Source organism: Candidatus Nitrosocosmicus sp. R (assembly GCF_054408505.1).
Genome location: NZ_CP167090.1, coordinates 547,793 through 574,561 on the forward strand (window position 1 = coordinate 547,793; position 26,769 = coordinate 574,561).

At 34.3% G+C, this 26,769-nt stretch carries 23 protein-coding genes and 2 pseudogenes; 9 read left to right on the top strand and 16 right to left on the bottom strand.

Annotation, left to right across the window (positions count from 1 at the left end; all coding sequences use genetic code 11):
• Nucleotides 1-105 precede the first annotated feature (105 nt).
• Together AAGU22_RS02840 and AAGU22_RS02845 are read left to right on the top strand one after the other, a co-directional pair.
• Complete coding sequence (locus AAGU22_RS02840) at nucleotides 106-321, top strand: hypothetical protein (RefSeq protein WP_458720728.1); 216 nt, start codon at nucleotides 106-108, stop codon at nucleotides 319-321.
• 663 nt (nucleotides 322-984) lie between these two features.
• Nucleotides 985-1,281 carry a hypothetical protein gene (locus AAGU22_RS02845; protein WP_458720729.1) on the top strand — a complete coding sequence of 99 codons (297 nt, stop codon included), beginning with the start codon at nucleotides 985-987 and terminating at the stop codon, nucleotides 1,279-1,281.
• Nucleotides 1,282-2,041: 760 nt separating this feature from the next.
• Here AAGU22_RS02845 and AAGU22_RS02850 read toward each other — a convergent pair.
• The 3 genes from AAGU22_RS02850 to AAGU22_RS02860 form a co-directional block, all read right to left on the bottom strand.
• Complete coding sequence (locus AAGU22_RS02850) at nucleotides 2,042-2,386, bottom strand: hypothetical protein (RefSeq protein ID WP_458720730.1); 345 nt, start codon at nucleotides 2,384-2,386, stop codon at nucleotides 2,042-2,044.
• Nucleotides 2,386-2,664, bottom strand: a complete 279-nt coding sequence (locus AAGU22_RS02855; RefSeq protein ID WP_458720731.1) for a hypothetical protein — start codon at nucleotides 2,662-2,664, stop codon at nucleotides 2,386-2,388. Before AAGU22_RS02855 ends, AAGU22_RS02850 begins: the two co-directional genes overlap by 1 nt.
• A 317-nt stretch (nucleotides 2,665-2,981) precedes the next feature.
• Complete coding sequence (locus tag AAGU22_RS02860) at nucleotides 2,982-3,848, bottom strand: class I SAM-dependent methyltransferase (RefSeq protein WP_458720732.1); 867 nt, start codon at nucleotides 3,846-3,848, stop codon at nucleotides 2,982-2,984.
• A 775-nt stretch (nucleotides 3,849-4,623) separates the two neighbouring features.
• On the opposite strand from AAGU22_RS02860, the gene AAGU22_RS02865 reads away from it, so the two are divergent.
• Complete coding sequence (locus AAGU22_RS02865) at nucleotides 4,624-6,252, top strand: hypothetical protein (protein WP_458720733.1); 1,629 nt, start codon at nucleotides 4,624-4,626, stop codon at nucleotides 6,250-6,252.
• A gap of 533 nt (nucleotides 6,253-6,785) precedes the next feature.
• Here AAGU22_RS02865 and AAGU22_RS02870 read toward each other — a convergent pair.
• On the bottom strand, nucleotides 6,786-7,289 hold the full coding sequence (locus AAGU22_RS02870; protein WP_458720734.1) for a hypothetical protein: 504 nt from the start codon (nucleotides 7,287-7,289) through the stop codon (nucleotides 6,786-6,788).
• Nucleotides 7,290-8,777: 1,488 nt separating this feature from the next.
• Between AAGU22_RS02870 and AAGU22_RS02875 the strand changes: the two genes are divergently transcribed.
• Nucleotides 8,778-9,050: a hypothetical protein gene (locus AAGU22_RS02875; RefSeq protein ID WP_458720735.1), complete on the top strand. Its 273-nt coding sequence runs from the start codon at nucleotides 8,778-8,780 to the stop codon at nucleotides 9,048-9,050.
• 292 nt (nucleotides 9,051-9,342) lie between these two features.
• Complete coding sequence (locus AAGU22_RS02880) at nucleotides 9,343-10,860, top strand: alpha/beta fold hydrolase (RefSeq protein ID WP_458720736.1); 1,518 nt, start codon at nucleotides 9,343-9,345, stop codon at nucleotides 10,858-10,860.
• A 350-nt stretch (nucleotides 10,861-11,210) separates the two neighbouring features.
• Here the strand turns inward: AAGU22_RS02880 and AAGU22_RS02885 are convergent, their stop codons facing one another.
• Nucleotides 11,211-11,417, bottom strand: coding sequence for a YncE family protein (locus AAGU22_RS02885; protein ID WP_458720737.1), 207 nt, complete (start codon nucleotides 11,415-11,417; stop codon nucleotides 11,211-11,213).
• Nucleotides 11,387-11,545, bottom strand: a pseudogene (locus AAGU22_RS02890) (YncE family protein); the annotation flags it as partial. The pseudogene AAGU22_RS02890 and the gene AAGU22_RS02885, both read right to left, overlap by 31 nt.
• Before the next feature lie 582 nt (nucleotides 11,546-12,127).
• Here AAGU22_RS02890 and AAGU22_RS02895 point away from each other — a divergent pair.
• Entirely contained in the window at nucleotides 12,128-12,667 is a 540-nt protein-coding gene (locus AAGU22_RS02895; protein WP_458720738.1) for a hypothetical protein, read from the top strand.
• A 580-nt stretch (nucleotides 12,668-13,247) separates the two neighbouring features.
• On the opposite strand, the gene AAGU22_RS02900 is transcribed toward AAGU22_RS02895, so the two are convergent.
• The 7 genes from AAGU22_RS02900 to AAGU22_RS02930 form a co-directional block, all read right to left on the bottom strand.
• Nucleotides 13,248-14,096, bottom strand: coding sequence for a carbohydrate ABC transporter permease (locus tag AAGU22_RS02900; protein ID WP_458720739.1), 849 nt, complete (start codon nucleotides 14,094-14,096; stop codon nucleotides 13,248-13,250).
• A gap of 7 nt (nucleotides 14,097-14,103) precedes the next feature.
• Nucleotides 14,104-14,973 carry a carbohydrate ABC transporter permease gene (locus AAGU22_RS02905; protein WP_458720740.1) on the bottom strand — a complete coding sequence of 290 codons (870 nt, stop codon included), beginning with the start codon at nucleotides 14,971-14,973 and terminating at the stop codon, nucleotides 14,104-14,106.
• Nucleotides 14,974-15,007: 34 nt separating this feature from the next.
• Nucleotides 15,008-16,327 carry an extracellular solute-binding protein gene (locus tag AAGU22_RS02910; RefSeq protein ID WP_458720741.1) on the bottom strand — a complete coding sequence of 440 codons (1,320 nt, stop codon included), beginning with the start codon at nucleotides 16,325-16,327 and terminating at the stop codon, nucleotides 15,008-15,010.
• 143 nt (nucleotides 16,328-16,470) lie between these two features.
• Nucleotides 16,471-17,556, bottom strand: a complete 1,086-nt coding sequence (locus tag AAGU22_RS02915) for an ABC transporter ATP-binding protein (RefSeq protein WP_458720742.1) — start codon at nucleotides 17,554-17,556, stop codon at nucleotides 16,471-16,473.
• 424 nt (nucleotides 17,557-17,980) lie between these two features.
• Nucleotides 17,981-18,262, bottom strand: a complete 282-nt coding sequence (locus AAGU22_RS02920; protein WP_458720743.1) for a hypothetical protein — start codon at nucleotides 18,260-18,262, stop codon at nucleotides 17,981-17,983.
• Nucleotides 18,263-18,803: 541 nt separating this feature from the next.
• Complete coding sequence (locus AAGU22_RS02925) at nucleotides 18,804-19,073, bottom strand: hypothetical protein (protein WP_458720744.1); 270 nt, start codon at nucleotides 19,071-19,073, stop codon at nucleotides 18,804-18,806.
• Between the two features lie 264 nt (nucleotides 19,074-19,337).
• Nucleotides 19,338-19,571: a hypothetical protein gene (locus tag AAGU22_RS02930; RefSeq protein WP_458720745.1), complete on the bottom strand. Its 234-nt coding sequence runs from the start codon at nucleotides 19,569-19,571 to the stop codon at nucleotides 19,338-19,340.
• Nucleotides 19,572-19,917: 346 nt separating this feature from the next.
• Between AAGU22_RS02930 and AAGU22_RS02935 the strand changes: the two are divergent.
• Nucleotides 19,918-20,844: pseudogene (locus AAGU22_RS02935) on the top strand (Dyp-type peroxidase).
• A 505-nt stretch (nucleotides 20,845-21,349) separates the two neighbouring features.
• Here AAGU22_RS02935 and AAGU22_RS02940 read toward each other — a convergent pair.
• Nucleotides 21,350-21,727 (bottom strand): nuclear transport factor 2 family protein, encoded by a 378-nt coding sequence (locus AAGU22_RS02940; protein ID WP_458720746.1) that lies wholly within the window; start codon nucleotides 21,725-21,727, stop codon nucleotides 21,350-21,352.
• Nucleotides 21,728-22,695: 968 nt separating this feature from the next.
• A complete protein-coding gene (locus AAGU22_RS02945; protein ID WP_458720747.1) occupies nucleotides 22,696-23,475 on the bottom strand; it encodes a DNA alkylation repair protein in 780 nt (259 codons plus the stop codon).
• A 451-nt stretch (nucleotides 23,476-23,926) separates the two neighbouring features.
• On the opposite strand from AAGU22_RS02945, the gene AAGU22_RS02950 reads away from it, so the two are divergent.
• Nucleotides 23,927-24,070, top strand: a complete 144-nt coding sequence (locus tag AAGU22_RS02950; protein WP_458720748.1) for a hypothetical protein — start codon at nucleotides 23,927-23,929, stop codon at nucleotides 24,068-24,070.
• 560 nt (nucleotides 24,071-24,630) lie between these two features.
• On the top strand, nucleotides 24,631-25,074 hold the full coding sequence (locus AAGU22_RS02955; RefSeq protein WP_458720749.1) for a hypothetical protein: 444 nt from the start codon (nucleotides 24,631-24,633) through the stop codon (nucleotides 25,072-25,074).
• A gap of 700 nt (nucleotides 25,075-25,774) precedes the next feature.
• Here AAGU22_RS02955 and AAGU22_RS02960 read toward each other — a convergent pair.
• Nucleotides 25,775-26,329 (bottom strand): CAP domain-containing protein, encoded by a 555-nt coding sequence (locus AAGU22_RS02960; RefSeq protein ID WP_458720750.1) that lies wholly within the window; start codon nucleotides 26,327-26,329, stop codon nucleotides 25,775-25,777.
• Nucleotides 26,330-26,769: the final 440 nt, after the last annotated feature.

A 26,769-nucleotide genomic window follows, 5' to 3' on the forward strand; every position in this document is an offset into this window, starting at 1 on the left:
AAAAAAACTGATGTGGGATTCGCGATATTAGCTCTACTAAAAACCTGACTTGATCTTGGCCTTCTAAATTCAAAATCCTTTAATATTGTTATAATAGACCCTTTGATGAATTCGAAAATCATTGCCACAATCGTAATTATTTCAATGTTTGCAGGCTTTGCAGCCTTAGTCGGCCAAATATCTCAACAGGCTTCTACCGCTTCTATTCCTTGTGATAGCAAAGGGTCAAGTGGTCAAGGAGCTACACATTGTAACTTTGGAGATTGTAAGGTAATAATTACACCAAGTGATAAAATAAACTCAAATAGCAAGTGCCGATAATACCTACAATAATCAACAATTGTATGTATAGCCTTTTTTTATTACACCAAAATTAAAATTGGGTTAGAGTACTTATCAAGATATTTTATTATCGTTCTTGTGCCTGTAAATATAAGATTTCATTATTTGACAATATGATGAAAACAAAAGGTCAGAATATAAATAAGTTTTGCTAGTAATAAAATCAAATATTCTCAGATTATCAATCCATTTACCGGACTGAGTCCAGTTAGAGAAACCTATTAAACCCATGTGGATCTCCTCATGATTTCCACTGAACCCGCTAGCTGTTTTACTATTATTGAGTGATAGAAATGGGTCAAATTTGTTTCACCTACCACCGAGCCTGTTATGTTATTGCTCCTTTTTCAGAACTTTATCCCAATAACCAGAAAAAGGTAGATTGATAGAAATAGAATACAGTGATCAATATTCAATGATCCTGTTTGCAATACGGACATCCAAAACTTGAGAAAAATACGTAGGAGGATTAAATATGTTCATTGACTTTGTGGATAATCTTCGTGGGAAACAGGTACAAGGATACGTCCAGGAGGTAAGAGATGAGTCTATACTAATTATCAAGTTATATATATAACGATAATACATAGAATTGGGATTTATTACCAATATATTTAATAGGATCCATTACGATACTAAAGTATGGTTTTTAAAGTTATTATCAGACACCCCAGTGAAGATGATGATGAACACACTTATTATGGGATAGTTTTTCCCAACCGAGACATAGGGCAAATAAAGCGACTTGGATTTGATGCACCTGATAAACTGAAGGCTACGTTTACTTTTGATTCGGATAAAGTAAAACCAGGAGAACATTTTCTAGCTATACTAGTACCAGTTAACGAAAGTGAAATTACGGAAAGCACTTGCGGCTTGCTTGCATGTAAAATGGGAACAAACTCAGATAAACCTGTGCCAGAAGTAGTTGATTTCTAAATATTTATTAGAAACAACAGAAAAATCCAACCATTTGGTTTATCCTTTGAGTCAAACAAACTCAAAGAATTTTTAAACTCATCGATACTGAAATTAAATTCACTTTTCTGAGCCTTATCTTTTTCATCTATATGAAGAAACTTGATTTAATAATTAGACTAATTTCAAGGAGTGACTCAAGTGGAAATTGTCATGATATATACCAAACGTGCCACATATTTTGGTAACGATGTAATATAATAGTCACTGGCACGACAGATTTATAGATTGACGATGGACAGATCTTGGCAGATGAAGTTGGTTACCGAAAAGTAAGATTATCAAGGTGCCCCGTTTTAGACTATGGGCTGGAACGGCGCTCCCGGTTATTACGCTCAGGTATTCTGAAGGACTACGACCGAGGTTGGTTGTGGAACTGCACATAATGATGTACTGTGGTTCACGTTTCTGGTGTGTTAGTACACCCCGATGGACAATATCTTTGGGCAGCTGGAGTATTAGAAAAGCCTTGTTCCAATCACCGTAAGTATCTGTCTATCAATGTCTGCCAAGATCCCTGATAAAGTTGCTCTAAGCAACATATACCCTATTAAACTAAGGATAGGTAGAATCTTAATCATCTCCATCTTTCCCTATTCCCCTACTTCCTCCGCTGTCCCCTTCCCCAGTAGTCGTATAAGGAGATACTATGGATTCACTGTGATAATATATGGTAACCATATTTTATCAGTTTAATCCATTCTTTATATTCTCAGAGGCATTAATGCCCATGTTCAGGTGGATTATTACCATAAATGTTTAATGTCCCTGTACCATTATTATATTGGTAAAACGATGCAACTGGTTCAGGATAAACCTTATTGTTTACGGTTATTGGTGTATATTTACTAATTCCTTGATATAATTGACCATTATTTTCCTTTGTAATGTTACTCACACTAAAAACTCGACTTATTTCTTCAATGTTTTGTGAATTATTTTTTTGTAAATCACCAATTCTAAATGAGAATGATGAAAAAATACTAATATTTGAAATAATCACTTTGTTGTTTTCTGAGTCGAACAATGGATGTTGGTCTATCCTTTGATTTCCACTTTCATTCACTAGAACCGTACACTTCCGGTTGTAGGGTTGTATCGCTCTCCTGTAGAACCATACCCTTCAGGATCCTTGATTGTTTGCATGGTAATAGATAGGTAAGGCTTACTTACGGTATTTGCATCAGGAATTTGAGTTGCATTTTCAACCGAAGATACTGTCGTGTTTCGTTGTTGCGAATATGATTTGCGAATAATAGGAATGCCACCATTAATCACACAAACAGTTGTTATAAATATTGATACAACACATATACATAACCAACTATTAAAAGTTCTATCCATTGTTAATATGATGATTACCTAGTAAAATACTTTAAAGGTCGTCTATTCATACGATGATTTCAAATACTTTAGAAATCAGTCGATTATATTATTAAAAATGGCTTTCGAGTCAAATAATGTGCGATGCAGCTGAAGTATATTTTCCCATTATAAGTTTGTACATATCCCTTACCTTATTGAATTGGCTCATCTTAATATCCCCCTCATTTCCACATGACCTGCTTAGAAATACACCTAATATAACAGATCTATGCTAGTAAGTCAAAATCGCAATGTTAGCTTGTCAAGTAAATCTATAGTAGTTTTCGTGTGCTAGATCATTGTTTTTCACCCACTATACATATAGCTTCATTATCTAGAACTATGGAATCTGTATTATTTTTTACATATTTTGTTGCTGCTTCTGTAACTGCTTTCCATATCAATTCTTTGCGATCTGAAGTTTGATCGGCTAACATTGCAAGAACCGGGGCGGCTATATCTTTAGTGAAATTTGTATATTCTTCAGCAGTATCAAACTCAAAGGTTACATTAATCCGTTCAATCTCGATATTTTTGAATCCACACCTGATAAAAGAATTCTTGAGAATTGTTTCATCAGCTAGACTATATGGTCCCGGTGTTCTACGAGAAGATGGTGATGGAATATTGAGTACCTTTCTTACTGTATCCATAGCCAAAGCAAGTTGAGGAACTTTCTCTGATGTTGCCCAGACACTAGCCGCAAAACGCCCACCGGTTACCAATGATTTATAGATATTAGATAATCCTGAGTCGAGCTCGTCTAAAAACATCAATCCCAATCTACATAATGCCACGTCAAAATTCGATTCGGGTAAGTCAATCGTTGCTGCATCACCTACTTTAAAGTCAATAATTCCTTCCAAGTGCTCTTCGATGGCCCTCTTTTTTGCTATTGACAACATTTGTAATGATATGTCTGTAGCCATCACATGACCACTGGTACCCACTCGTTTAGCTACAGCAATTGCGGGTTCTCCTATCCCAGTTGCTATATCAAGAACTCTTAAAGCTTGTTTTACTTTTGACATATCTATTAATTTGTCACTCATTTTATAAGCACCATTTTCAAATGTCTTATACCACTTTTCCCAGCCTGCAGCTACACTTTCCCAATCTTGACGTTGATCTCGTCTCGATTGCTCCACATAAGAATTAGGCATATTATATTAACTCTATCGATCACATTATTATTTTTAAATTGTATTGACTTTAAGGATCAATTTAACTTGGCAAAATTAATAAAACCTAGGCTGATTCGTCTTTGCATAAATTCCAATCGATGATCTAAAGACTACCGAATTACTCTATCTATTATTTAGAAGTGTGGATATCTCATTATTTTCACCGAACACCCTTAGGCCTATACAATAATATATCAAATTTGGACTATATGTATTGTATATTAATTACAAAAATCTGGTCCATCACCGTATCAAAATTTTGTAGGCATTAAAATCAAAAGAGGTTAAACGACCGTATTCGATGATGCTTTCATGGTTTTAGTAGGTTATGTTTCATAATACTTCAAAAAAAGAAATACTGATACACTGGAAACTTACAACATCAGAAATATTCATCCTTCGCTCATTTATTGAACCAGTACATAGAGAAATCCGGTCTTGAATCAAAACGTGGAGCCTATGATAAAGTAACTGAATTTGATTTTGTTTTACTTTATCTAAATATCGTTTTAAAGAAAAACATATCGTATGACGCTATTAGAAGTGATTGTAGTGAGTTAGAATCAAATAACAAGGTCCCAGACTTAGAACACATATTTCAATTCTGAACAAAAGATAAATGTATAGTGCCACTATATTTGAGGACGATTTTAGAAAGAGGCCTGAAAAATAAAAAGAAAATATAGACAAATTTCTACTCGAATTAGTAATCATATGCATGACTTTATATACCCATATTCGTAATAAGTGCTGAATGCGTAGCATTTCTAATGTAAATACTCTGTCTTTAGTTATAGTTTCAATATCATTCATTTTACTTTTAGGTCCAACTTCAATGACCATGAATGTGTTTGCTACAACCAATACAGCCAATCAAGGCATAGGCCAATCACAATCTGCAATTCAACTTGGTGTTTGTGTATCGGGGAACGGTACACTTTTTTCGTGTAATAATTCGAATACACAAAACCAACAAAACACTGGAAACAACGCATTATTACAACAAGGTGGCAGTGGTAGTGGTGGCAATTCAGCCAATCAAGGTATAGGCCAATCACAATCCTCTAACCAAGGTAGTGGCGTAGCCTCTGGTGGCAACACAAATAATTCTGGAAACAACGCAAATACTCAAAACCAGACTAACACTGGAAACAACGCAGCAGCTCAAAGTGGCGGTAGTGGTAGTGGTGGTAACAGTGCCAATCAAGGCATAGGCCAATCACAAACCTCCAACCAAGGTAGTGGCGTAGTATCTGGTGGCAATACTGCTGGTTCCGGAAACAACGCAAATACTCAAACTCAAAATAATACCGGTAGTAACGCTGTCGGACAACAAGGTGGCAGTGGTAGTGGTGGCAATTCAGCCAATCAAGGTATAGGCCAATCACAATCCTCTAACCAAGGTAGTGGCGTGGCCTCTGGTGGCAACACAAATAATTCTGGAAACAACGCAAATACTCAAAACCAGACTAACACTGGAAACAACGCAGCAGCTCAAAGTGGCGGTAGTGGTAGTGGTGGTAACAGTGCCAATCAAGGTATAGGCCAATCACAATCCTCTAACCAAAACGCACAATGTGTAGCAGGCGGCAATACCGCAAATTCATGTAACAACACAAGTACTCAAAACCAAGCAAATAGTGGAAGCAATGCAGTAGGACAACAAGGCGGCAGTGGTAGTGGTGGTAACAGTGCCAATCAAGGCATAGGCCAATCACAATCCTCTAACCAAAACGCACAATGTGTTGGTGGCGGAAACGTAGCTGATTCATGTAACAACACAAGTACTCAAAACCAAGCAAATAGTGGAAGCAATGCAGTAGGACAACAAGGCGGCAGTGGTAGTGGTGGTAACAGTGCCAATCAAGGTATAGGCCAATCACAATCCTCTAACCAAAACGCACAATGTGTAGCAGGCGGCTCCTTAAGCAATTCATGCAGTAACAAAAATACACAAAGTCAAACAAACACTGGAAACAACGCAGCAGCTCAAAGTGGCGGTAGTGGTAGTGGTGGTAACAGTGCCAATCAAGGCATAGGCCAATCACAATCCTCTAACCAAAACGCACAATGTGTTTCTGGAAAAGACGCAATAGTATCTTGTAACAATGAAAACTTCCAAAAACAAGTAAACAGTGGAAGCAACGCATTATTACAACAAGGTGCCACGGGTAACACTGCTAACCAAGGCATAGGACAAGCACAAACATCCAACCAAGGTAGTGACGCAGCATCTGCTGGCGACACAACTGATTCTGCAACCGGCGCAAACTTACAAAGTCAAGACAACAGTGGAAGCAATGCAGCAGCACAACAAGGAGGTAGCGGTGATAGCGGTGATAGCGGTGATAGCGGTGATGATGGAGGAAATTCATCTGACTGAGGCATAAACCAATCACAAACCTCTAATCAATACAGTGGCGCAGCATCTGGTAGCGTAACAACTAATTCTAGAAACGACTATATGATGCTGTGACCTTTATTCATTCATCAATATTTTCAATACTTTTGTTTCTGCCTAGAAAGAAATACCGATGTTGATTTTGAAATATTTGATAATCTACCTGCTGGCGTTCCTTTCAGGATATCCCAAATATAAGTGATAGAGATGTTTATACCAGGAAAAAAGGATTACCTAATGAAGTAAATTCTTAAATCAAAGGAGATAGTGAGACAACATCTGTCACTATCGAACAGGTTTTCGAATTTTTTGAATTTGGAGGATACTCTTGACGAAAAGTGATATCAACTTGTAAATCTTACTGAAAACGACTCCGAATTACTCCAAATAAAAAACCACAAAAAAATTGCAACTTCAACATTTGAGATAGCTATTCTTACTATTTACCGACTCAGTTTTTGTTAATATTGGACTATGCTGACCTCTATTGATATTTCTTTGGTACTATTCCAATGTCACTTTTCTAATGACGAATCTATTATAAGTGTATTAGATATCTTTTCTGAACCTCGAGTATTAGTCAAATAAACTTCCGCTTTGACTTTTTGTATTGTTTTATCTGTGAAAGAAGTTGCAAATTGAATTATACCTGATTGACCAACTATGTATCCTTTTTGAATAGATGATGTTTTTAAAGGAGTTCCATCAGACAAATACACTTTCATAGTTCCTTTCATAGGAGTGTTTGCCAATGATTGGTCATTTGTTTGATAATTAACAAGAACCTTAAGCTGATTAAAATTACTATCTGTCAGAGGAGCAAACTTTGCAGAGTCTAGTTGAATTGTTATCTTGTCCTGTGATGTTGGAATATCAATCTGTTGTTGAGCTTGTGCGTATGCGTCGTTAATAATTACAAAATTCTCACTATTTATGACATCAAACAGCGAAATTATCAACGTAATTACAATAGTGATGATAGCAATTTTCGGGTTTGGGATAAAAATAAGCGGTTGCAATTCTTGTCTATGGAGTTTATAGTTCTCATTAATACATTTGATATACAATCTACATTTAGAGACATTAAATTAAGAGTAATACTATATTATATAGCCAATAATGCAAATATTTGATTAAACATAATTAGAAGAAAAAGAGAGTATCATTATTTCTTTTATTTTCCTCTCTTCAAGTATTATGGTTTTAAGATATTAGATAATTAATCAATTGCATTGATTCGTATTTCTATGCAGAATTCATTCATAAAATAATCTACCAATCCTTTGAAAATATCTCACCTTGATCAAAATAGTGCTTTATAGATTATTACAAATCTACTGGTACAAGTAGATATCAGTTAACAATTATTAGTGACTGGTTGGGTTAATCCAAATAACTGTGTTATCATATTGAAATAAAAATAGAAAATCAACAGGGGATTAAATTAAATCTTTTTTCGTATTACCTGAAATATTCTTTTTCTAGCTAATATGCCTACAGAAATTGATATAAACATTACCCATAGACCTACCATCGTGGATTCTGAATAGTCTATCACTTTCTATTTAGTATGCTAGTATAATTATATATTTTATCTTCTCTTGTGAATCTATTCATCTCAAAAAAGTATTTATTATTTTTAGAGATCTAATTACTGCAATACTTGTTCGATAATTATTAATAACTTGATCTTGCCTTGCAAATTTTACCACATAAAGATTATAAGATTTATAAAATATATTTTCTTGATTTAGTCATGTTATATTATTAAATCATTTACCAGATAAAATGTGTATTTTCCTATCCTTCATACAGAGGTTGGTATCATTGTTTAAACTCTATGATCGATTTCAGATACTGGTAATCCGTCTATAGATGCCAGCAATATCTATTTCATCCTGGCCCATGTACTACATAGTAGAAATATTGAATACCCCACTTTAATAGTCACGCATAGATACCAAAGGTACAAATAAAACCAAGGTGCTTTTTTAGATTTGGAACTCAAATCTAATCCGTCAATATGCTATCTATAGAACTTGTGGCTGAATTGAAAATAACTATGTAGTGGTTTAAATTATTAGTAACATCATGTACTCAATCAGCTACTTTGAAAAATTATTTTACAGAACCTTGTGAGAAAAGAACCTCTCATACCAAATTGGAAGATACATCTTTTTTTTGATCTGACCTCATCAACAAAGACTCTGTTTTCTATTTAATTTATGAGATTAATAATTAGATAATCTGAAAAATCTTCGAGTATAGTTCTTTTAGATTAATTATCGTTAACTTGTATTCTGCCTTCAATTAAATTTAAACAGAAAATATCAAAGATTGTATAGATGTTCATTTCTTGTGATCCCGGACTCGCACCTTCCATATTGATTCGAAATAATCTTATTATTTATTAGAATAAATTACTCGTCATTTAGTATAGAGAAAAATTGCAGTATCAGGTGTCTAAACTGTGATATTGGTAATTTCTCTTATAAATTATAATTACAATGAGTAATATAACAAAAAACTATAAGGTTGGACTTTTTGCAATGTTTATCGCAGCTGCTTTGATAGGGTCGGTAGTAGCATTTGGAGATAACATGGCTTATGCAGGCGGAAAACACAAAAAATCTAATGACGCAGAACAGGCAATTGAACAAGACCAAGAGAACGAACAGAATGCACAGTGTGTGTCTGGGGACTTTACAATAGCTGGATGCAACAACTTAGGCTTCATGTTCCAAAACAACGAAGGTAACTTAGCCTTAGGTCAAAGATAAACCTCTTTTTTTATTATTATTAAGATAATATCTAAAAAGTAACTCATTAAAATTGGTAAAACTTCGTGCAGATCCAAGTTGATATTACCTTCAAATGTATCTTATTATTTCCAAAGATTATACTTGTTAGTAAATACTAAAATCTTCTATTTATGCAAGAGATCTACTGAAGCAAGATTTGGCTAAAGGGGTATTAAATATGTTGACAATAATGGAATGAATTTGGCATATAACGGCCTTGTGAGGATGTAATCTATAGTTTCTTAATATACTATTAGTAAAAAGAAGATATATGAATCCTAATACTAAATTAAAAAAAAATAACCCTGTTACACTTACCAATAGCAATGATGATCATGTCAAATCTCAATTAATGGAAACATATATTGATGCCTTTGCTTCTTCAATCGAATTCTATTCTAGGGTAAACCGAGCGTTTATTGAAGCTTTCTCTGTGCCATTAATTGATGCGAGGGAAGATTTAAAAGAAATAAAAAAGGAAGCATTAGCTGGAATGGACTTCATGTTTAATAGTTATGATAAACAACAAGAAATCTACGATAAATCCGAAAAAATAATACTTTCTAAAATACGTAATAAATTTGATACAAACTTTAGAGATAAAATATTTGTGGCATCTCTTTCAGAATTTATTAAAAGCTATTGCGACCTAGCAAAAATTACAGGTACTGGATTGATATATCAATATATCTCGAATGTCACCTCCTTTTGGAATACTGAATTTATCGAACCTTTGAGAGACGTAATGTATAGAACACCATCTCACAAGATCCACTCTGAAAACAAATATGCTTTGTTTCATTATGATGTGCCTCAAGAGAATAATGATATACAAAAAAACGAAGAAGATAAGATTGTTAAAAAGAGGATATCAGGTACAAAACTAGCAACTGGTGGATATACTACGTCTGTTTCTACACCACTACTGATTATCTATGCCTTTATTAACAGAAATTACATTCTTGACCTTCTCCCCGATTTGAGTATTGTTAGAAATTTCCAAAAACAAGGCTTTGATGTATTTACGACAGATTGGGGGACTCCAAGTGCATATGATAGGGAATTAACTGTGGGTCATTATGTGAACCATTATCTTACCGACGCGGTCGATCACATATTAGAGCATTCAAATTCCAAAAAAGTTTCATTATTGGGTTATTGTTGGGGAGGTGACCTAGCTCTTATGCTAGCTGCGCTCCATCCTGAAAAAATAAAGAATATAGTGGCTTTTGCAACACCAGGTGATTTTAGTAATGATAATAATCTTTTAAGTGTGTGGACAAAAAGTATAAACGCGGATTCTATTGTAAATACTTTTGGTAATACGCCTAGTGGGTTTATTAACAATTCATTTTTGCTAAGAAGTCCAATAGATTTTCTGCACAAATATCCTCACTTTTTCTTTGAGGGAAAACCTAAAGACATGGATTCTATAATCCAATTCTTTGCAACTGAGACTTGGCTGTATGATAGTCCTCCTATAATAGGTGAAATATACAAACAATTCGTAAATGACTGTTATAAGAAAAATCTATTAATAAAAAATGAAATGATAATAGGGAAAAATGATAAGATTGATTTGAGTAAAATTAAACAGCCTTTCTTAAATGTAGTAGCAAAGAGGGATGATTTGGTTGATCCTGCATCAAGTAGAGCGTTAAATAATGCGATAGGAAGTTCAGACAAATCGACTATAGAATTCAATTCAGGTCATGTTGGTGCCTGCATAAGTTCTAGGGCACATGAACAGTTATGGCCTAAGGTAGGCGACTGGTTAAAGAGCAGATAATGAGAAATAAGGACTTGATTAGTTCTTGGACTAGGGCAATTTATCCTTATTGATTGACTTGCTTTCCCGTAACGACTCACTAATCAGGCGAGGGGAGATACTTTTCTCACATGATTTCCTTGACTTGTGCGGCTAGTCAAATGCTTAAGTGAATAAATCCTATTTGTGGTATTTGCTTTTCTATGTAAGATATATATCATGCAATTCGTTTAAAGATTGATACGACAATTTTGTTATAATGATGAATTACGGTAAGACTTAACTATGTACAAAATGACTGTATTTGCTGGATTTCCAAATGACAAATAGAAAAATAAAAATCAGAAACAGAACTATTATTCTAAGTTTATTTAATACAATATTTTTTCGGCTGTGGAGTTGGTCTCATTTGTGGTTATTAACGACACATTGTCTGAATTTTCGTTAGTCACATAGATATTACCATTGCTTGGGTTGTACTTCAGAAATTGCGGGCAATCTCCTGCATCAATAGTATGGATCATTTTGTTGGTACCGCATTCTATTACTAATATCTGTTCCAAGTTACTAGCATACATTTACCATTGCTTGGGTCGTATTCTAAAGCGTTGGGACTACTGTTTACTAGTATTGTATGGATCACTTTGTTGGTACCGCTATCTATTACAGATATATCTCCTGAATTAAAATTGGATACGTAGATATTACCATTGCTTGGGTTGTACTCCTATTCTGTGGAGACTCTCCCACTTTGATAGTAATCATTGTCGATTGTGCCGATACTTTCCAGGTATTCAAAAAAGTAGGAGACAAAACAATTGACATCAGCAAAACAGTATAACATATATATCTAGAAATAGGTTTTTTATCTTTCAATTCCTCTTGTTTTTCAGGTAATCACATAAACAGATTGTTAAGTTTTTTTTTACACTTTCATAAAATTTCTGTTCTTCGTATTAACCTCGTTATCTTAAGGATATTTTTACTTGGATTTATATATTCAAAACCAGTAAAGGCGGCGGATGAAACCGTGTATAATCAAGCGGTGCTAATTCCTGTTCTATCTTTGATCAAGAGCAATCCAAAAATAATTATCATAGACTCGCAATTTAGACTCCTCAGGGTAGTACAAATAAATCTTATTTGAATAGCAGCTTGCAATAAAGTTGGAGATTAAAATTGAGAATATTTTAACATAATTTAGTAGTTTACCCCTTCAATGCGTGAAAACTTGTTGGACTGATAAGTCACAAAGCAATTTTATATATTATCATTTATTGTTATTGATATGCAACCTATAATATTATTTATAATAATACTATTTAGTGCAAGCATGTTATTGCCAAATGACAAGGAGGCATTCAGTCAACCATATCAAAATGAAAATGAAACCGCAAATCACGATTTCAAGACGTTACTAACGAACTCCTTGAATTTTTCTGATCCAGTTTATCAAGCATACTCAGGAATCTTCCTAGGAACTAAAAATTTATCATCTGGTCCACCTATAATAAGCGAAGATTATGCTATCGAAAAAGCAGTTATGAAAAACGTGGGTAATGTAACCAATAATATGACCTTCATAAATACTCATTTATCAGATGGTACAATTCAGAGTGCAGCCAAGGGAGTGATTACATCTGAAGACGGACAGAGCATTAGTTGGATCTCTTCAGATATTGGAATGATTAATGACCAGGGTGAATTGTTTCATGGAATTGTCCAGTTTGAAAGTACAAATAGTTCAAGTTTCTCATTTCTAAGTAATGCCACAGGTATGGACAAACAGACTCCAGAGATTAAAAGGACAATTTGGTTAATTAAGTAGATGGAATAGTGTGGAGGGTAAACAACTCAGCAAATGAGTTAGTTGACCATGTCTCTAGACCGCGTTAATATCTTATGATCTCTATTCAAAGGGCATATCAATAGAAAGAAACAGTGAGATTCGTGTGAAAGTACTACAGATGGTTAAACACCTTTGTATATAATAATTATAGTAAAATGAGATAAAGACATTGTAAATTGACAATCAATAAAGATCCATAATTTATTATTGATAGACCATGGATGCTTGTAAGAGTAGTTGAATTTGATGTTTTGAGTAATTTTTTACCCACTTAATATTTTATGTAATGTTTATTTAATGTCGCAAAATTGACTTGATACCTTTATCAGTGGCGATATTCCTGTGATTGACCAAATCCCTATCCGCAGGAAGCTTAATCCCGCCGAATTAGAAATCCATGCTAGTCATGATAGTTATTAAATTAATAATAATAAGTCATTAATCAATGACATATAAAAAAAGCGAAAAATTTATGATAATCTCAATAATTAATCAGTTATCTATTCAGTCTTCTTTTGATATAGGGAAGTTGAATACACTAGATATTATTTTATCTGCTTTATCCCCTTATCGATCCCAAAGTAAATCCTTTTATCATTTGTCTTTGGAAAGCAACGATAAGAATAACCACAGGCAACAGCGCTATAGTGATCCCTGCAGCCAGATATCCCCATTCGATCCTGTACAAAGATATGAATTGGTATAGTGCCACTTGAAAAAGAGTGGAATTCGGAGAATTTGCGAGTACGATCGGAAGAACAAACTCGTTCCAAGAAAAAATAAAAGAAAATATCGATGCTACTGCAAACCCGGGCATAGATAGTGGAATGGTGATTCTTCTCAATACTCCAATCTTTGAACATCCATCGATTTGTGCAGATTCTTCTAATTCTTTCGGTATCGTTTCAAAATAATTTTTTAATAATATCACGTTCAATGGTATAATGAGTATTTGAAAGGTTAGAATCAGGGAAACTAGGGAATTAAGTAGACCTAGATTTGCAAGAATACTATATAGAGGTATTATGTTTATAACAACAGGTATCATAAATAAACCCAGTATAAGGGAAAACAAGATCCTTTTAGCTTTAAACTCAAAACGAGCTAGAGCGTACCCAGCTAAAGCACAAATAGTAACATTTAGAATCATACTCCCAAAACTAACTATTAAACTATTGTACAGGCTTTTTACAATAGTAGAATTTGTAAATACAAAAACATAATTTTCAAATGTAACATGCTCTGGAATTAGTTTCGGGGGAAAACTCATAGTTTCATCATTTGGTTTTAATGATGTAGTGAAAACCCAAATCAAAGGAAATAAGGTGAGTCCAATGAAGATAAATATCGCAATATAAATAAAGGATTTTTCAATTTTTTCAATCCTACTATTAGAAAGTATACTCAATTTTATGTTATCCCCTCCGTTTTAACGCGATGATATAGATAAAAGCAACTACTATGTTGATAGATAGCAATATAATTCCTGATGCCGAACCCTTAGACAAAAGTCCAAATTCAAAGGCCTGTCTGTACATGTAAAGCGATGCAGGAGTACTAGCGAATAATGGATTACCTCCAGTCATTATTAATGGTATTTCAAAAAAGTTTATCGACCAGATAGTTATCAAGATAATGTCAATTATTATAAATGATTTTATCATGGGAAGCGTTAGATAGAAATACGACTTGATTTTAGAGGCGCCATCCACCTTAGCAGATTCATAAATAGATGGATTTATAGATAATAATCCTGCGGTGAGAAATAAAATAGTAAATGGTGTTCCATACCAAACATTTGCTATAACTATTGACCATACAACTATGTTAGGATCTGACAACCATGCAATAGACGAAAATCCCAGATATTCTAGAATGTAGTTTATAATTCCAAAACTGTTATCAAAAATAAATTTAAATGAAAAAGCAGCAATCAATCCAGATGTAATCCAGGGGATCATAATCAAAGCGATCAAAATTTGTTTTCCTTTAATATTTTGATTTAATAGGGATGCAATAAGTAGACCAATCAAAAACTGAAATGCCACAGATCCTCCTACAAATATTACCGAAATTTTGATTGAAGTATGAAAATTTGGATCATTTAAAACTTGTATAAAATTATCAAGCCCTACAAATTCCCATTCTTTTAATATTGTTGTTATCGAGACTCCATGTGTGGAGATATAAATATTCCATACGAATGGAAACAATAGAAATGCACACAAAATTGAGATGGCCGGTAATAGATAAAGATAGGGCTCATATTTTGCTATAGAATGCATTTCTATAAAAAATAATGTATGGATGTAGACTTTGTTACCAGCCTAGAATTTCAGCAGTCTTTTTGGCGGCATCATCCAGAGCCTGTTTAGGTGCTTTTATGTTGTAAAAAACCTCATCGATAGCCTGTTTTATATTCTCAGCAATTTGAGGATACTCTGGGATGTTTGGTCTACTATTACCCTCAGGAATCATAGATATCAGTTCAGAGTAATAAGGTATAGTACTATTTAGTTGGGATGAGTAGTTACCCTCGCCAATTGGTTTTTGAGTTGGAAGATACCCTTCTTGTTGTAACATGGGGGTTAAAATCTCAGGATCCACCATTAGTGTCAACAACTCCCATACTAAATCCTTGTTAGGAGATGTTTGTGGAATACTTAATATCCACCCACCCATCATTGTGGTGGTATTAACGTTTGATGATGGGGTTGGGAACATCGGAAGCATTCCAATCTTTTCATCCAGTGAGTTCCATTCACTTTTAGGAAAAGTACCTAACAACCATGATCCCTCTAGCATAACTGCAAACTTTTTATCTGCAAATTCCTGTCCCCAAAAGTGATTAGGTTGAGGTGAAATACCTGCGTCCACTTGTTGCTTTAAGAATTCCAATGCCTTTACACCCTCCGAGCTGTTAAATGCCGGATACCAATATGATCCCTTAACAGGATGATTGTCTCTTTGTTCAAGGATTTGACCGCCTAGCATCCATAAATATGGATACCACATATCAGGAGAATGAGCAGCTCCCACAAGATGTACTCCCTGGATCCCACGGTCTTTTAATAAATCATTTAACTTCTTGGCGGATTCGATATATCCATTCCATGTAGTCAAATTCTCTGGATTAATCCCTGCTTCTTTGAGAAGATCTTTCCAATACCACATCGCTCGAACATCAGTCCAAGACCAAATACCATAGGTTTTATTTTCATATTTTCCTCCTTCCCAATTGGTTGGATACCACTCATTTGCTCTTCCCCACTCATTTACTTTATCGGTTATATCCGAAAGAAAACCACCCTCTGCAAATTCTCCGAGCCATATTTGATCAACAGATATCAAATCTAATGGAGTTTGTCCTGCCATAGAGGTTAAGATCTGTGTTCTGGTTGCGTCATATGGCAATACGCGATAGTCAATCTGAATGTCTAATTCTGGGTGGTTTTGTCTTAATTTGTCCAATGCCTTTTCAAATAAAATATCCCATCTCTCTTTAGGCTCTGCTACAATCGCTGTCAGTGTAACTTGCTTTTGCTGCTGCCCATACACCTCCCCGTAATTATTTTGTATAAAAAAAGTTACGAAGGCTAATAAAACTAGTATAGAAAATGAATGCACATATAATTTCATTAGCCTTATAAGTACACCAACTTTTTTAAGTATTACTCAATCTATAAAATTTCATCTAATCAATCTCCAAGTTTTGAAGTTGCATCTACCGTATTTCTAAAAGTCGGTTCATATTACAAGCAGAAAAACACATTTTGAAAGAGTCACTCTATTCTCTCTCCCTTATCGTCAAAAAAATGCATCTTTGAATACTCAATTCCTATTTCTATTTTATCACCCACATGCCAAGGATTTAAAATATTATTTGTAGTAACAAGCAAATTATCCGATCCAATTTTTACTTCGATTGTTGTGTCATCACCAAGCATTTCAATAAAGACCACAATTCCATCCAACCTGATTCCTGTTGAAATGTCAGTTTCCTTAAGAATAATTACATCTCTTGGTCTTATCCCAACAATGAATTTTGGAGTTAGTTTTTTCTCAAGTAGTATTTTATCAAAAGGCTGAATAACAATTGGCTGTGAGAATAAAAACAGGGATTTATCCCTAATAGATCCATTGATCAAATTCAATTGTGGGTTACCAATAAATTGTCCAACAAAAGTGTTCTTAGGGTGATGATAGACTTCAGTAGGAGTTCCAATTTGCTGTATATTACCATTTTTCATAATGGCTATCCTATCTGCCATACTCATGGCTTCAACTTGGTCATGAGTTATATACAAAGTAGTTATTCCAATTTTCTTTTGCAGTTTCTTTATCTCGGTTCTCATATGTGTTCGAAGCTTTGCATCCAAATTGCTTAGAGGTTCATCCATGAGAAATAACTTGGGTTCTCTTACCAATGCTCTACCAAGTGCTACTCTTTGCATCTGTCCACCGCTCAATTCCTTTGGTTTTCTGTTAAGAAGATCCTTTATTCCTAGTAGCTCAGCCATTTGGATGACCTTTTCTTGTATGTGAGATTTAGATATTTTTCTCATTTTTAGTGGAAATGCGATGTTATCATAAATAGACATATGTGGGTATAGTGCATAGTTTTGAAAAACCATCGCTACGTCTCTATCCTTGGGGGATAATTCGTTTACCTTTTTATTTCCCAGATAAATTTGTCCATTTGTGGGAGTTATTAATCCTGCTATGCATCTAATAGCGGTAGTCTTTCCACATCCAGATGGCCCCAACAATACCATCAATTCACCCGACTTTATATCGATACTAAATTTATCCAAAGCAGTCGTCTCTCCGTATTTTTTTGTGAGGTTTTCTATTTTGAGATCGACCATATCTATCTCTCCTGGTGTATATCATTATTTACCCTACATAAAGAATTACATCAGAAAAAATTAAGAGAAAATGAAATTGCTAAATTACTTTAATTCATTTTTTTATCTACAATATATAACTATTTGAACAAGAAAAACATCATATCAAACCATATAGATTTCGAGATCACCACAGAAGTCGATATCTATATTAGTAACGAATATATCATGAAACTATTCTAATTATTACAAAAAAAGGTCATTGCTAATGGCTATGATATCTTCGACCTTCGATGCTAATGGGTATGATAGTAGGATAAGTCCTATTGGTGAAGAGCCATACATGCTATAAAGGATACTGCAAATACCACACCCATATAAAAGGGTAGATGTCGCCCAGAAAATTACTAAAGCTCATCTATACCTTTTTGTTTTTATTTTCAGATTATATTGTTTTTTCCTTATTATATTCGTCACCCAGGTCTTTGTCAGTATCTTTGACTTTATTGACAACGGCTTTTGTACCTGCCTTTACCTTATCAACTGCTTCAGTATCTTTGACTTTATTGACAACGGCTTTTGTACCTGCCTTTACCTTATCAACTGCTTCATCGAGGACACTCTCAGATTCATCTTGAGGCCTTTCATTTTTATTATAATCGTCTGTTATATCCACAAGGTTTTCACCGCGATTCTCTGTCTTTTTATTATTCTGATTCTCAGACATTGCAAATTAGATTGTATAACACAGTATAAATAATCAATACAATTGTTACCTATTTTCTCGTATCATTTGAAGTTACAACTAGTCATCCGATGCATGGAGAAATTGGTAAATCCGGTTTGTAAAATAGCGATATGGTGAGTCAAATATCTAGTGGGAATAAATCAACAAAAGTTTGTATGAGTATTTACTTACTATTGTTCTTATTTAGATAAACAATAGATCAGATCTATTTATGCTGACACGGTCTCTTCCGCTATACCCATACATTGGGAAAGATGACCCTTAGATCTTATTTATAATTAAATAAATCGGCATAATGTCAGCTATTTTATTAATTACCTTTCATAGTACCACACTTTCTGATTTCATTGATTTGAACATATTTCACTTCGATTTTGCATCATCACAATGAATATAATTAGACAGGTTAAAACGATGTGATTGTTTTGTATGTTGATATTATGAGAAACGAATAAAAGAAAAATTGAATTGATATCTGAGTTTGTTTTGCTATTTTTATTAATAATTACATCAAATTTAGTTATTGGCTTGAGCCATTAACTACGTCTTGAATCCCTTCTAGTATATTTCCAGTAGCATTCGAGAGGGCTTCACCAGTTTCATTCACTGCTTTTCCTAACCCTTCAGTTACATTACCTGCAGCTTCACCCGTTTCATTCACTGCACCCTGTGTGTATTCTCCCGTTTGATTAGCATCCTCAGTGACATTTTGAGCAAAGGCGTTGACCCCTACAGTTCCCAACAATAGAGCTAGAGCACCAATTATAGTGAACAATATGTTATTATTCATTAATCATGAGTGGTAAACATGCCATTTAAGCTTTATATATTTACAATGCACATTTGAGATGATAATTAATTCATCAAATCTGTCTGATAAATCTCTTTAATCCCATCTGCTGATTTAAAAATTTTCTATTGATTGGACTATCATATCTACGTGAATTTCGTTCTGATATTGAACTAGTAATACATCTTTAAGTTCACCAGGCCCGTTGACTTTTAAATTAGGAAATAAATAAAAGGATAAGATCTCAGATTTAGAAATTAATCACTAGTTTGCTTTTATTGTATTAGCCATACAGTCTCCAAGTTGCGGGTTGAGATTACTAGGTAACTTTATCCATCCTTCACGACAATCCATTTCCTTCTTTTTGAATGCAGCTGCATTAACATCACCTATAGTTATAAAAGTACTCATCATCAGTGCTAATGCAACCACTATTGCTATTGAAGCAACTACTATTCTTGTGTTTTTATTCTTGTTTTTGAGAGTTATTATACTCATACGATCTAAATGTAAAAATAATTATATTGAAATTGCTAACTAATTGCAATACTCTAATACTCTAGCAACACTAGAAAATTGCTTATGTATTTCCAGCAGGTAAGGTAACTTGGAATCCACTATAAATCTACAAGTTTTTCTTTATCAACAAAAGGGCAGTCTTATCTTTGGTAAATGTCCGTAAGTAAACCTTTTGCATAATTAGCACCATTAAGAAAACTTGCAAAAGAATGAGACAACATAGTCGTAATTCGCAAAATATAAATTGTATATATCATATTTTGCCCCATAGGATGCAAAATCCATAAAGCTTTAAATGAATAGTAATTAAGTCTAAATATTTGATATGGATATCGAGTCACAGAATGTATTAGATTATCATGGTAACAACGCCATATTTATGGTTTGGAATTTTAAGAAAGATTTAGACTTCAGAGATGGTTTTAAGCGGGTTAGCAAATTGATTATCAATCTTAATAATTCAGCCAATGTTCGTTTTCCTGATTCCGGGGCAAGCTGCGTAGTGGGGATTGGTCATAATGCTTTGCTTCAGCTTAATCTTCCTATTCCGCTCCCTAAAGAATTAGAAACCTTTATGCCTATTGTTGGTGAAAAACACACAGCAGTTTCTTCCGAAGGAGATTTGCATTTTCATATCAGAGGTAATGGTAGCAGTATGTGTTATGATATGGCACATGCATAATCGGGGGTTTTGGAACCGGTGACTATAAGCACGGAAGAAATCCATGGTTTCAGATATCGGGACGGTCGTTCCATTTTAGGTTTTGTTGATGGGACTGAAAACCCTCCTGAACAGGAACGGGCAATATTTGGATTGGTTGGAGATGATGATCCTGTTTATAAAGGTGGAAGTTAGCTTTTTGTTCAAAAATATATTCATGATTTAAATGCATTTGAAAGATATTCTACTGAAGAACAGGAAAAGGTAATAGGCAGATATAAAATGAATGATATCGAAATGTCGGATAATATAAAACCCTCAAATTCTCATATTGCTTTAGCCAATGTTGGTGACGAATTTAAGATTATTCGTGATAACATGCCCTTTGGAAACATATCCACCAATGAAATGGGCACTTATTTTATCGCATATGCCAGCACATTCAGTACCGTAAAGAAAATGCTTGATAATATGTTTATTGGTTCTCCTAAAGGAAATTATGATAGGTTATTGGATTTCAGCATACCCAAAACAGGAACTCTATTTTTTGTTCCAATATTAGATATGTTAGATGACTTTTCATCAAGTTAAATCAATTTTTTTGATAGATTAAAACTTTGTTTTGTTTTGAACTTTAATTCAATAAACTAGAAAAATTGGTATGGTGATATCCATTTGAACGAATATTAAGTGAATTAAGAATACCGACAATAATTTTTTCAAATGTCTGATTTTTTTGTTCTTTGTTTGTGTAATTCTACCAAACTTTTGTCAATTTCATTGATGTTCCCATCATGGTGGTACTATCACTGTAAGAATATATATCTACATACCCATTTTTGACTCCACTGGATATGCTCTGATTACAACAATTATTATGTCACTCCCTGAAAAGAGATATGCTAGAATATCATAATAGATATCTGGTCATCGATCTTGTCAAACATATCAGGTTCGTCAGCACTCTTAGATCAGTATCAAAAATGGGAGAGGTATGCATGTAAGGAAGGAAGCGACTAAACACAATGATTTGATTTGATTTGTTTGCTACATTCATGTTTAAACCCAGCTATGACATTAGAAGGCCGACCCTAATTCAGCTAGGTTTCTCGACCCACTTGGATCTCCATTCAGGAGGTTCGAATGGATCTCCAAAGTAGAGTGTTTCATGTGCGATTTTTTCATCTATGAATTCCATGATACATACTACATTAACTGGACGACCATCATAAGTTATAATATATTCAGTTACCCAAAGATTTCCTTCTCCACGCGTCCGAAGGATCTTAAATCCAAGTTTGGCAGGGTAATGTTTTCTGAGTTCGTATAGGTTTTTTTTACCCAAAATTCGTTCACCAGACTGAGGAAATTCAACAATGACGTCGTCATGATAGATCTCGTGTGACTTGTCTATATCTACGCCAGTAAACTCCCAGTGGCGATCCAGTGCAGTCCGTATTTCTAGATTGCCCAATCTCCTCTTAACTATTTCAAAAACCTAGATTATTAGGTTTCTCATCGATTCCGACCCTGACAAAGAATGGGAAAGGCAACTTATGGTTGGAATCAACGGATATCAAGTCCTGTCATTGATATACTGGATCCTTTTAAGAAAGCGTCGTCTAAAAAGTATCAAACTCATGGAAATCCACATGATTCCACACCCACCTAATTTGTACATACTCTATTATGTCACTATTTCATTTTATAGGCGACCTGTTAATCATTATTATGATTACACATCATCATGTTTTTGATATAGGCATTCCAATAGTTCTGACCGACAATTTCAGATGATTATCTACCTAAAATACTGGCTACTGGCTACTGACTCCAGATATCGAACCTGTTCGTTCATCATGGTTATACTTTCTATTCTTATAATCATGTTAAATTGAGATAAATGGATGCTGCTCGAAAATGTAAAAAAATTGTATCTTGAATATCAATTAAAAGCTATAATCTGATTCGTCATACTTTGATACAAATCCACAGCTAGGACAACTTTCAAGATTTGAGAAATGTCTATGAAAATGATGCTCATCCAACCGATATATATTTGAAATATGGTTAAAATCACACTGTTTACATTTTATTCTAAGCGTCATAATACTTATGATAAGGCATAGTACTTTAGTCTTTTTTTAAAAAGACTTTTAACAATTGTCTTTCTAGAGCTGTTGATTTAGTATTTAGTCCATCACATTACGAACTCATTTGAAATTAATTATGATTTTAGGGTATGACAGGTGTAGTACTTCTTCGAATTTAAAATTGATAAAATCTGAGATTACAGAAATCGTCTAATCCATAATGAGTAACTCAAAGAACAGTAAATCTTTCTATCGAAATCGCTTCTAATTTGAATTTTTACTTGATTCCGTTAAATACAATGGATTGGATAACAGCAGATCAAGTCTGCAAATTGATTTTCCATGTCCGTTAATTCCTTGGTATTAGTGTTTTAACTTCCGGGTTTTCTTTCTTTATTTCATTTCTTATTGCATGTTTTATTATCCATTGAGTATCAGTATTACGAGTCTCTGACCATTTTTTTAATACCTCAATTCCAGTATCATAGTTATCTTTTAGAATATCATTGAGGTTATTCGCTACAGATTTTTTAACAAATAATGATTCGTCCTGTTTTAGATTCTCGAGTATGGGTAGGATTGGTTTCGGATCTAAGATAAATTGGTCCAGCTTTTTTGCCCAGGGAAGTCTTGGTCTAATACCTTCAGAAGACAACCTCCTTACATGAACGTTTTTACTTTGAGACCACTTTAGCATTAAAGATGTCATTTTTTTTGGATATTTTACAAGAAAAGGGCGTACTGCATATTCTCCAGTGTTTCGTTGTGTTATTTGATAGATTGCATCAGTTGATGTATCAAAATCATCAATACCATACTTTTCTACAAGAAATGCTATTGGCATAATCCAGTAACCCTCTCTAAACATTCCAGTCTCATTTTGATTCGGAGGCCCAAGAATGCTCATCATTATATTAATGGCTTCTTTGTAGTCTCTGGGAAGATATTCATATAATGTGTCGGCAATTACCTCGACACGACCTTTTAGTTCTAAATTTGTGATTTTCTTATCCACTGTATCGATAAACTTTAGTTTTTGAAATTTTGGATAGGTTTTGAAAACTTTATCTGCAAGAAGTTTTGCAAGGTCCCTACCATAATAAGATTTTAGTTTAGTATATTCTGTCATTATCTTTCAATTCCCCTTTGTAGTTGAATTCCTATTCTCCATTACCAATAGCATAGGATGATGAGTATTGGCATTTATTCCTTAAATTTTTTGAACTAATGATAAATTACTTGATTAATGTTTTTATATCCTTAATTTTTTTTGGCATCCGCAAGTGTTGAGATCACTCCTTAGTATTCGCATACAGAATGCTACCATCCATCGGAAGTACAAATTGTTTATTTAGTCTGCTTCTAAGCAAGCATTACGTTAAGGAGATCTACTTCAATTCTAACTTGTCTTCTGATAACAATAGTGGTAGGAGCTGCTAGCTTTTACACGATGCCCTTTGATTCAGCTTGCTAGATCAAAAGATTCATCCTCTGCGTGTTGGAATCTCAGGGGAATTATTGACGAGAGGATTTGAGCATATATTCTTCCAGAACCGTCCCCTGGAATCGTGCAGGATTCCATGGTCTCAACAACGGAATTTGACCTTGCATCTTTTACTAGGGACAAGACAGGACAACTTGGATTTGCATTAACTCCAACTCCAACTCCAACTCCAACTCCACCAGTTGACAGAGGTCAGAACATCAACTACTCTCAAAATTAAGATTGAGGGAGTAGTTCAATAACTAAGAAGGGATGAATAACCTGTATCTTTTTTTAGATCCAGAGGTTTCGAAACGACTGGCCGATTGAATCTGATACCCTGAAAACAGACGATACATCTGAGTTTATATTTGATGAGATGGGATTTTTTGATTATTTTGGAATTAGGAGTGATTCAGTGCCTGATTATTGTGCATTTTTCTAGAAAGTAATCTAATATTTTTCAAGCATGATACTGTGTATTCGAGTTTCTTTCAATAAGGCTCCGCTGTAGAGACTTTATGCTCAGTTTGTATTTTTTCTCATTTGCAAATTCTGTGTAGAATTAATTGGTGCTGTTCTTGACCCTTAATGATCTTTTTCTCTCCACAGATTTCTATTAATAACCGTGAATAAGGTTGTAATTTAATATTTAGTAAAGAATGATATCTTAGCGTAACGATATATTATCGGGGCAATTTGAAAGTACTGAATGTTAGAATAAGCTCTATAAAATTTATTTATATAAATTTTATATTACTAAATCGAGTACTTATATAATAGTAAATTCAACTTTACAGCATGAATAAGTTTTCTTTATTCTTAATTATGAGTATAGGAGCAGTATTTGTCACAGCATCTATTTTTGGATCAACCGTGACATCTGCATTAGCACAAGGAAATGAGACTGGTGAAGTTCAAGTGGGAACCCCATTGTTATTTACTCCAGAGAATATGTCAATGCCAATGAATAATATGAGCAATGTGACTACCGCAGCAGCCGATTCTTCGGTTGCGAGTGATACACCGACAGCTGCAGTTCCACAAGGTGGATCAAGCTCAGATGATGGATCAAGCTCAGATGATGGATCAAGCTCAGATGATGGATCAAGCTCAGATGATGGATCAAGCTCAGATGATGGATCAAGCTCAGATGATGGATCAAGCTCAGATGATGGATCAAGCTCAGATGATGGATCAAGCTCAGATGATGGATCAAGCTCAGATGATGAAAACAATGATTAAAATAAATTAACCAAATTTCTTTTTTTTGTTTATATTTTAGCCGACTTTTGTTAACATACAGTATATTAGAAAAGGATAGAACTATCATATTTGACAAACCCCCGAGAATTTACCAGTTTAGTAAATTTGATCCATAGTAATCGAATCTTCTTTAGTAGGAAAATGCAAGGGAAACTCCAGGATTCGCTATAATTTTACTACTTAATTAAGACTTGAAATCAAGTTTCTACTAATTTTAATTTTCACAAATTTTTTGATATACTAGAGCCATCACACAATAGGCTTTTGTGCTTGCTTGCTACTACACAGGTGCTGTCAAATATGGCAGAAAGGTAAAAAATTCCTACTATTATCGTAAATTTCATTTTGTTGCTCTCATAACACTATAATCTTGCTAGAATTGATTCAAAGCAAGGATTTTGATTAACACGTAATATTTAGAAAAGTTGAGTTGAAAGGACTTTTTAGATGATGTAGCATTGAAGATTGTCCTATGTTTTACTCTAAAGCTAATCATAAATGAGGCAGCATCTGAGAATGCAAAAAAATACTTTAAGCTATTTATTATTTCCTAAAATCAATCTATTTAGCAAGTTTTGGTCATAGAGTCTTATCTGATCTACATGATCTTGCTAACATTATTTAAAAAAAATGGGAAGGTAATGTAAGTTTTTTACCGCCTTTGGATGGATTTGCTCCACTAATAGGGTGTCTGTCCCAGGTAGTTGCCTGGTGGGCTGTAGCGGCATACTAAATAGGTTTGACCAGCGTCACTGGCGATCCCGCAACCGATCTGAGTGGTGCCCTTCCAAACCATCTGTGTGTAATGACCTATCATTGGAACACCCTCAACAAAGTCATTTTCAGTGAGCGGTTGGCCATCATAATTTGACTTTTCGGCGGCCCATCCATCGACACCGGCTGCGGTGGTAAAGTAATCTTTGTGGCCCCAGGCTAGGTTCTCACCTTGAGGGTTGTTAATATCGAACGGAGCATGGGGTGCTTTATCGTTTGGGCCCAGCCCAAGCGTAGTAATATGGTCCGCCCAACTTTGTGCGTCAGCGGCTAGACTGTCACTCCACGAGAGGGCTGGGTTATTAACTGCTTTGCGCTCTTGGTCGTGGATATTCAATATGCTGTTTTGGAAATCTGCATCCCCCTGCGAGTATGAAATCTGCGAAACCGATGATGGCACCGTCAGAATTGCCGTTGTGACTAAAATCATGATTACTTTTACTGATATATTATTATACATAATTTATCAGTTAATGTTTGATGTATTTTACTTATTAATGAATCGATTAGGTAATATACTGGTCTTTTTTTGAGAAAATTTGTATTTGTTATCTATAAATGCTATGTTACCGACTCAATAATCAATTTATATTCTAAGGAATACCGAGTAATACCAAAGAGCTACTCATAGGAGACATAGTCAACAAATCAAAAGATGCAATTAATTTAGGATTTCAAGAACCTACTAGTAGAAAGACATAAAGCTTGAAATATTCTACAGAAAATAACATCCCAGTCTTTGGGAGCACTCATTGACATAAGTTCTATCTCAAAGATATCAAGATCTAGATGTTAAGCATCTTCGACCTTCTATAATCCTTAAATATTTGTCCGAAATAAACTAAGTTTTGAATTTTAAAGGTAAAATGTTCCATAATTGTACAATAATATTGGCTGTAC

What these genes read in the sequence shown, in the direction of transcription:
- AAGU22_RS02840 (WP_458720728.1), top strand. Translation starts at nt 106, where the DNA reads ATGAATTCGAAAATCATTGCCACAATCGTAATTATTTCAATGTTTGCA.
- AAGU22_RS02845 (WP_458720729.1), top strand. Translation starts at nt 985, where the DNA reads ATGGTTTTTAAAGTTATTATCAGACACCCCAGTGAAGATGATGATGAA.
- AAGU22_RS02855 (WP_458720731.1), bottom strand. Translation starts at nt 2,664, where the DNA reads ATGGATAGAACTTTTAATAGTTGGTTATGTATATGTGTTGTATCAATA.
- AAGU22_RS02860 (WP_458720732.1), bottom strand. Translation starts at nt 3,848, where the DNA reads ATGCCTAATTCTTATGTGGAGCAATCGAGACGAGATCAACGTCAAGAT.
- AAGU22_RS02865 (WP_458720733.1), top strand. Translation starts at nt 4,624, where the DNA reads ATGCGTAGCATTTCTAATGTAAATACTCTGTCTTTAGTTATAGTTTCA.
- AAGU22_RS02875 (WP_458720735.1), top strand. Translation starts at nt 8,778, where the DNA reads ATGAGTAATATAACAAAAAACTATAAGGTTGGACTTTTTGCAATGTTT.
- AAGU22_RS02880 (WP_458720736.1), top strand. Translation starts at nt 9,343, where the DNA reads ATGAATCCTAATACTAAATTAAAAAAAAATAACCCTGTTACACTTACC.
- AAGU22_RS02885 (WP_458720737.1), bottom strand. Translation starts at nt 11,417, where the DNA reads ATGTATGCTAGTAACTTGGAACAGATATTAGTAATAGAATGCGGTACC.
- AAGU22_RS02895 (WP_458720738.1), top strand. Translation starts at nt 12,128, where the DNA reads ATGCAACCTATAATATTATTTATAATAATACTATTTAGTGCAAGCATG.
- AAGU22_RS02905 (WP_458720740.1), bottom strand. Translation starts at nt 14,973, where the DNA reads ATGCATTCTATAGCAAAATATGAGCCCTATCTTTATCTATTACCGGCC.
- AAGU22_RS02910 (WP_458720741.1), bottom strand. Translation starts at nt 16,327, where the DNA reads ATGAAATTATATGTGCATTCATTTTCTATACTAGTTTTATTAGCCTTC.
- AAGU22_RS02915 (WP_458720742.1), bottom strand. Translation starts at nt 17,556, where the DNA reads ATGGTCGATCTCAAAATAGAAAACCTCACAAAAAAATACGGAGAGACG.
- AAGU22_RS02920 (WP_458720743.1), bottom strand. Translation starts at nt 18,262, where the DNA reads ATGTCTGAGAATCAGAATAATAAAAAGACAGAGAATCGCGGTGAAAAC.
- AAGU22_RS02925 (WP_458720744.1), bottom strand. Translation starts at nt 19,073, where the DNA reads ATGAATAATAACATATTGTTCACTATAATTGGTGCTCTAGCTCTATTG.
- AAGU22_RS02930 (WP_458720745.1), bottom strand. Translation starts at nt 19,571, where the DNA reads ATGAGTATAATAACTCTCAAAAACAAGAATAAAAACACAAGAATAGTA.
- AAGU22_RS02945 (WP_458720747.1), bottom strand. Translation starts at nt 23,475, where the DNA reads ATGACAGAATATACTAAACTAAAATCTTATTATGGTAGGGACCTTGCA.
- AAGU22_RS02950 (WP_458720748.1), top strand. Translation starts at nt 23,927, where the DNA reads ATGGTCTCAACAACGGAATTTGACCTTGCATCTTTTACTAGGGACAAG.
- AAGU22_RS02955 (WP_458720749.1), top strand. Translation starts at nt 24,631, where the DNA reads ATGAATAAGTTTTCTTTATTCTTAATTATGAGTATAGGAGCAGTATTT.
- AAGU22_RS02960 (WP_458720750.1), bottom strand. Translation starts at nt 26,329, where the DNA reads ATGTATAATAATATATCAGTAAAAGTAATCATGATTTTAGTCACAACG.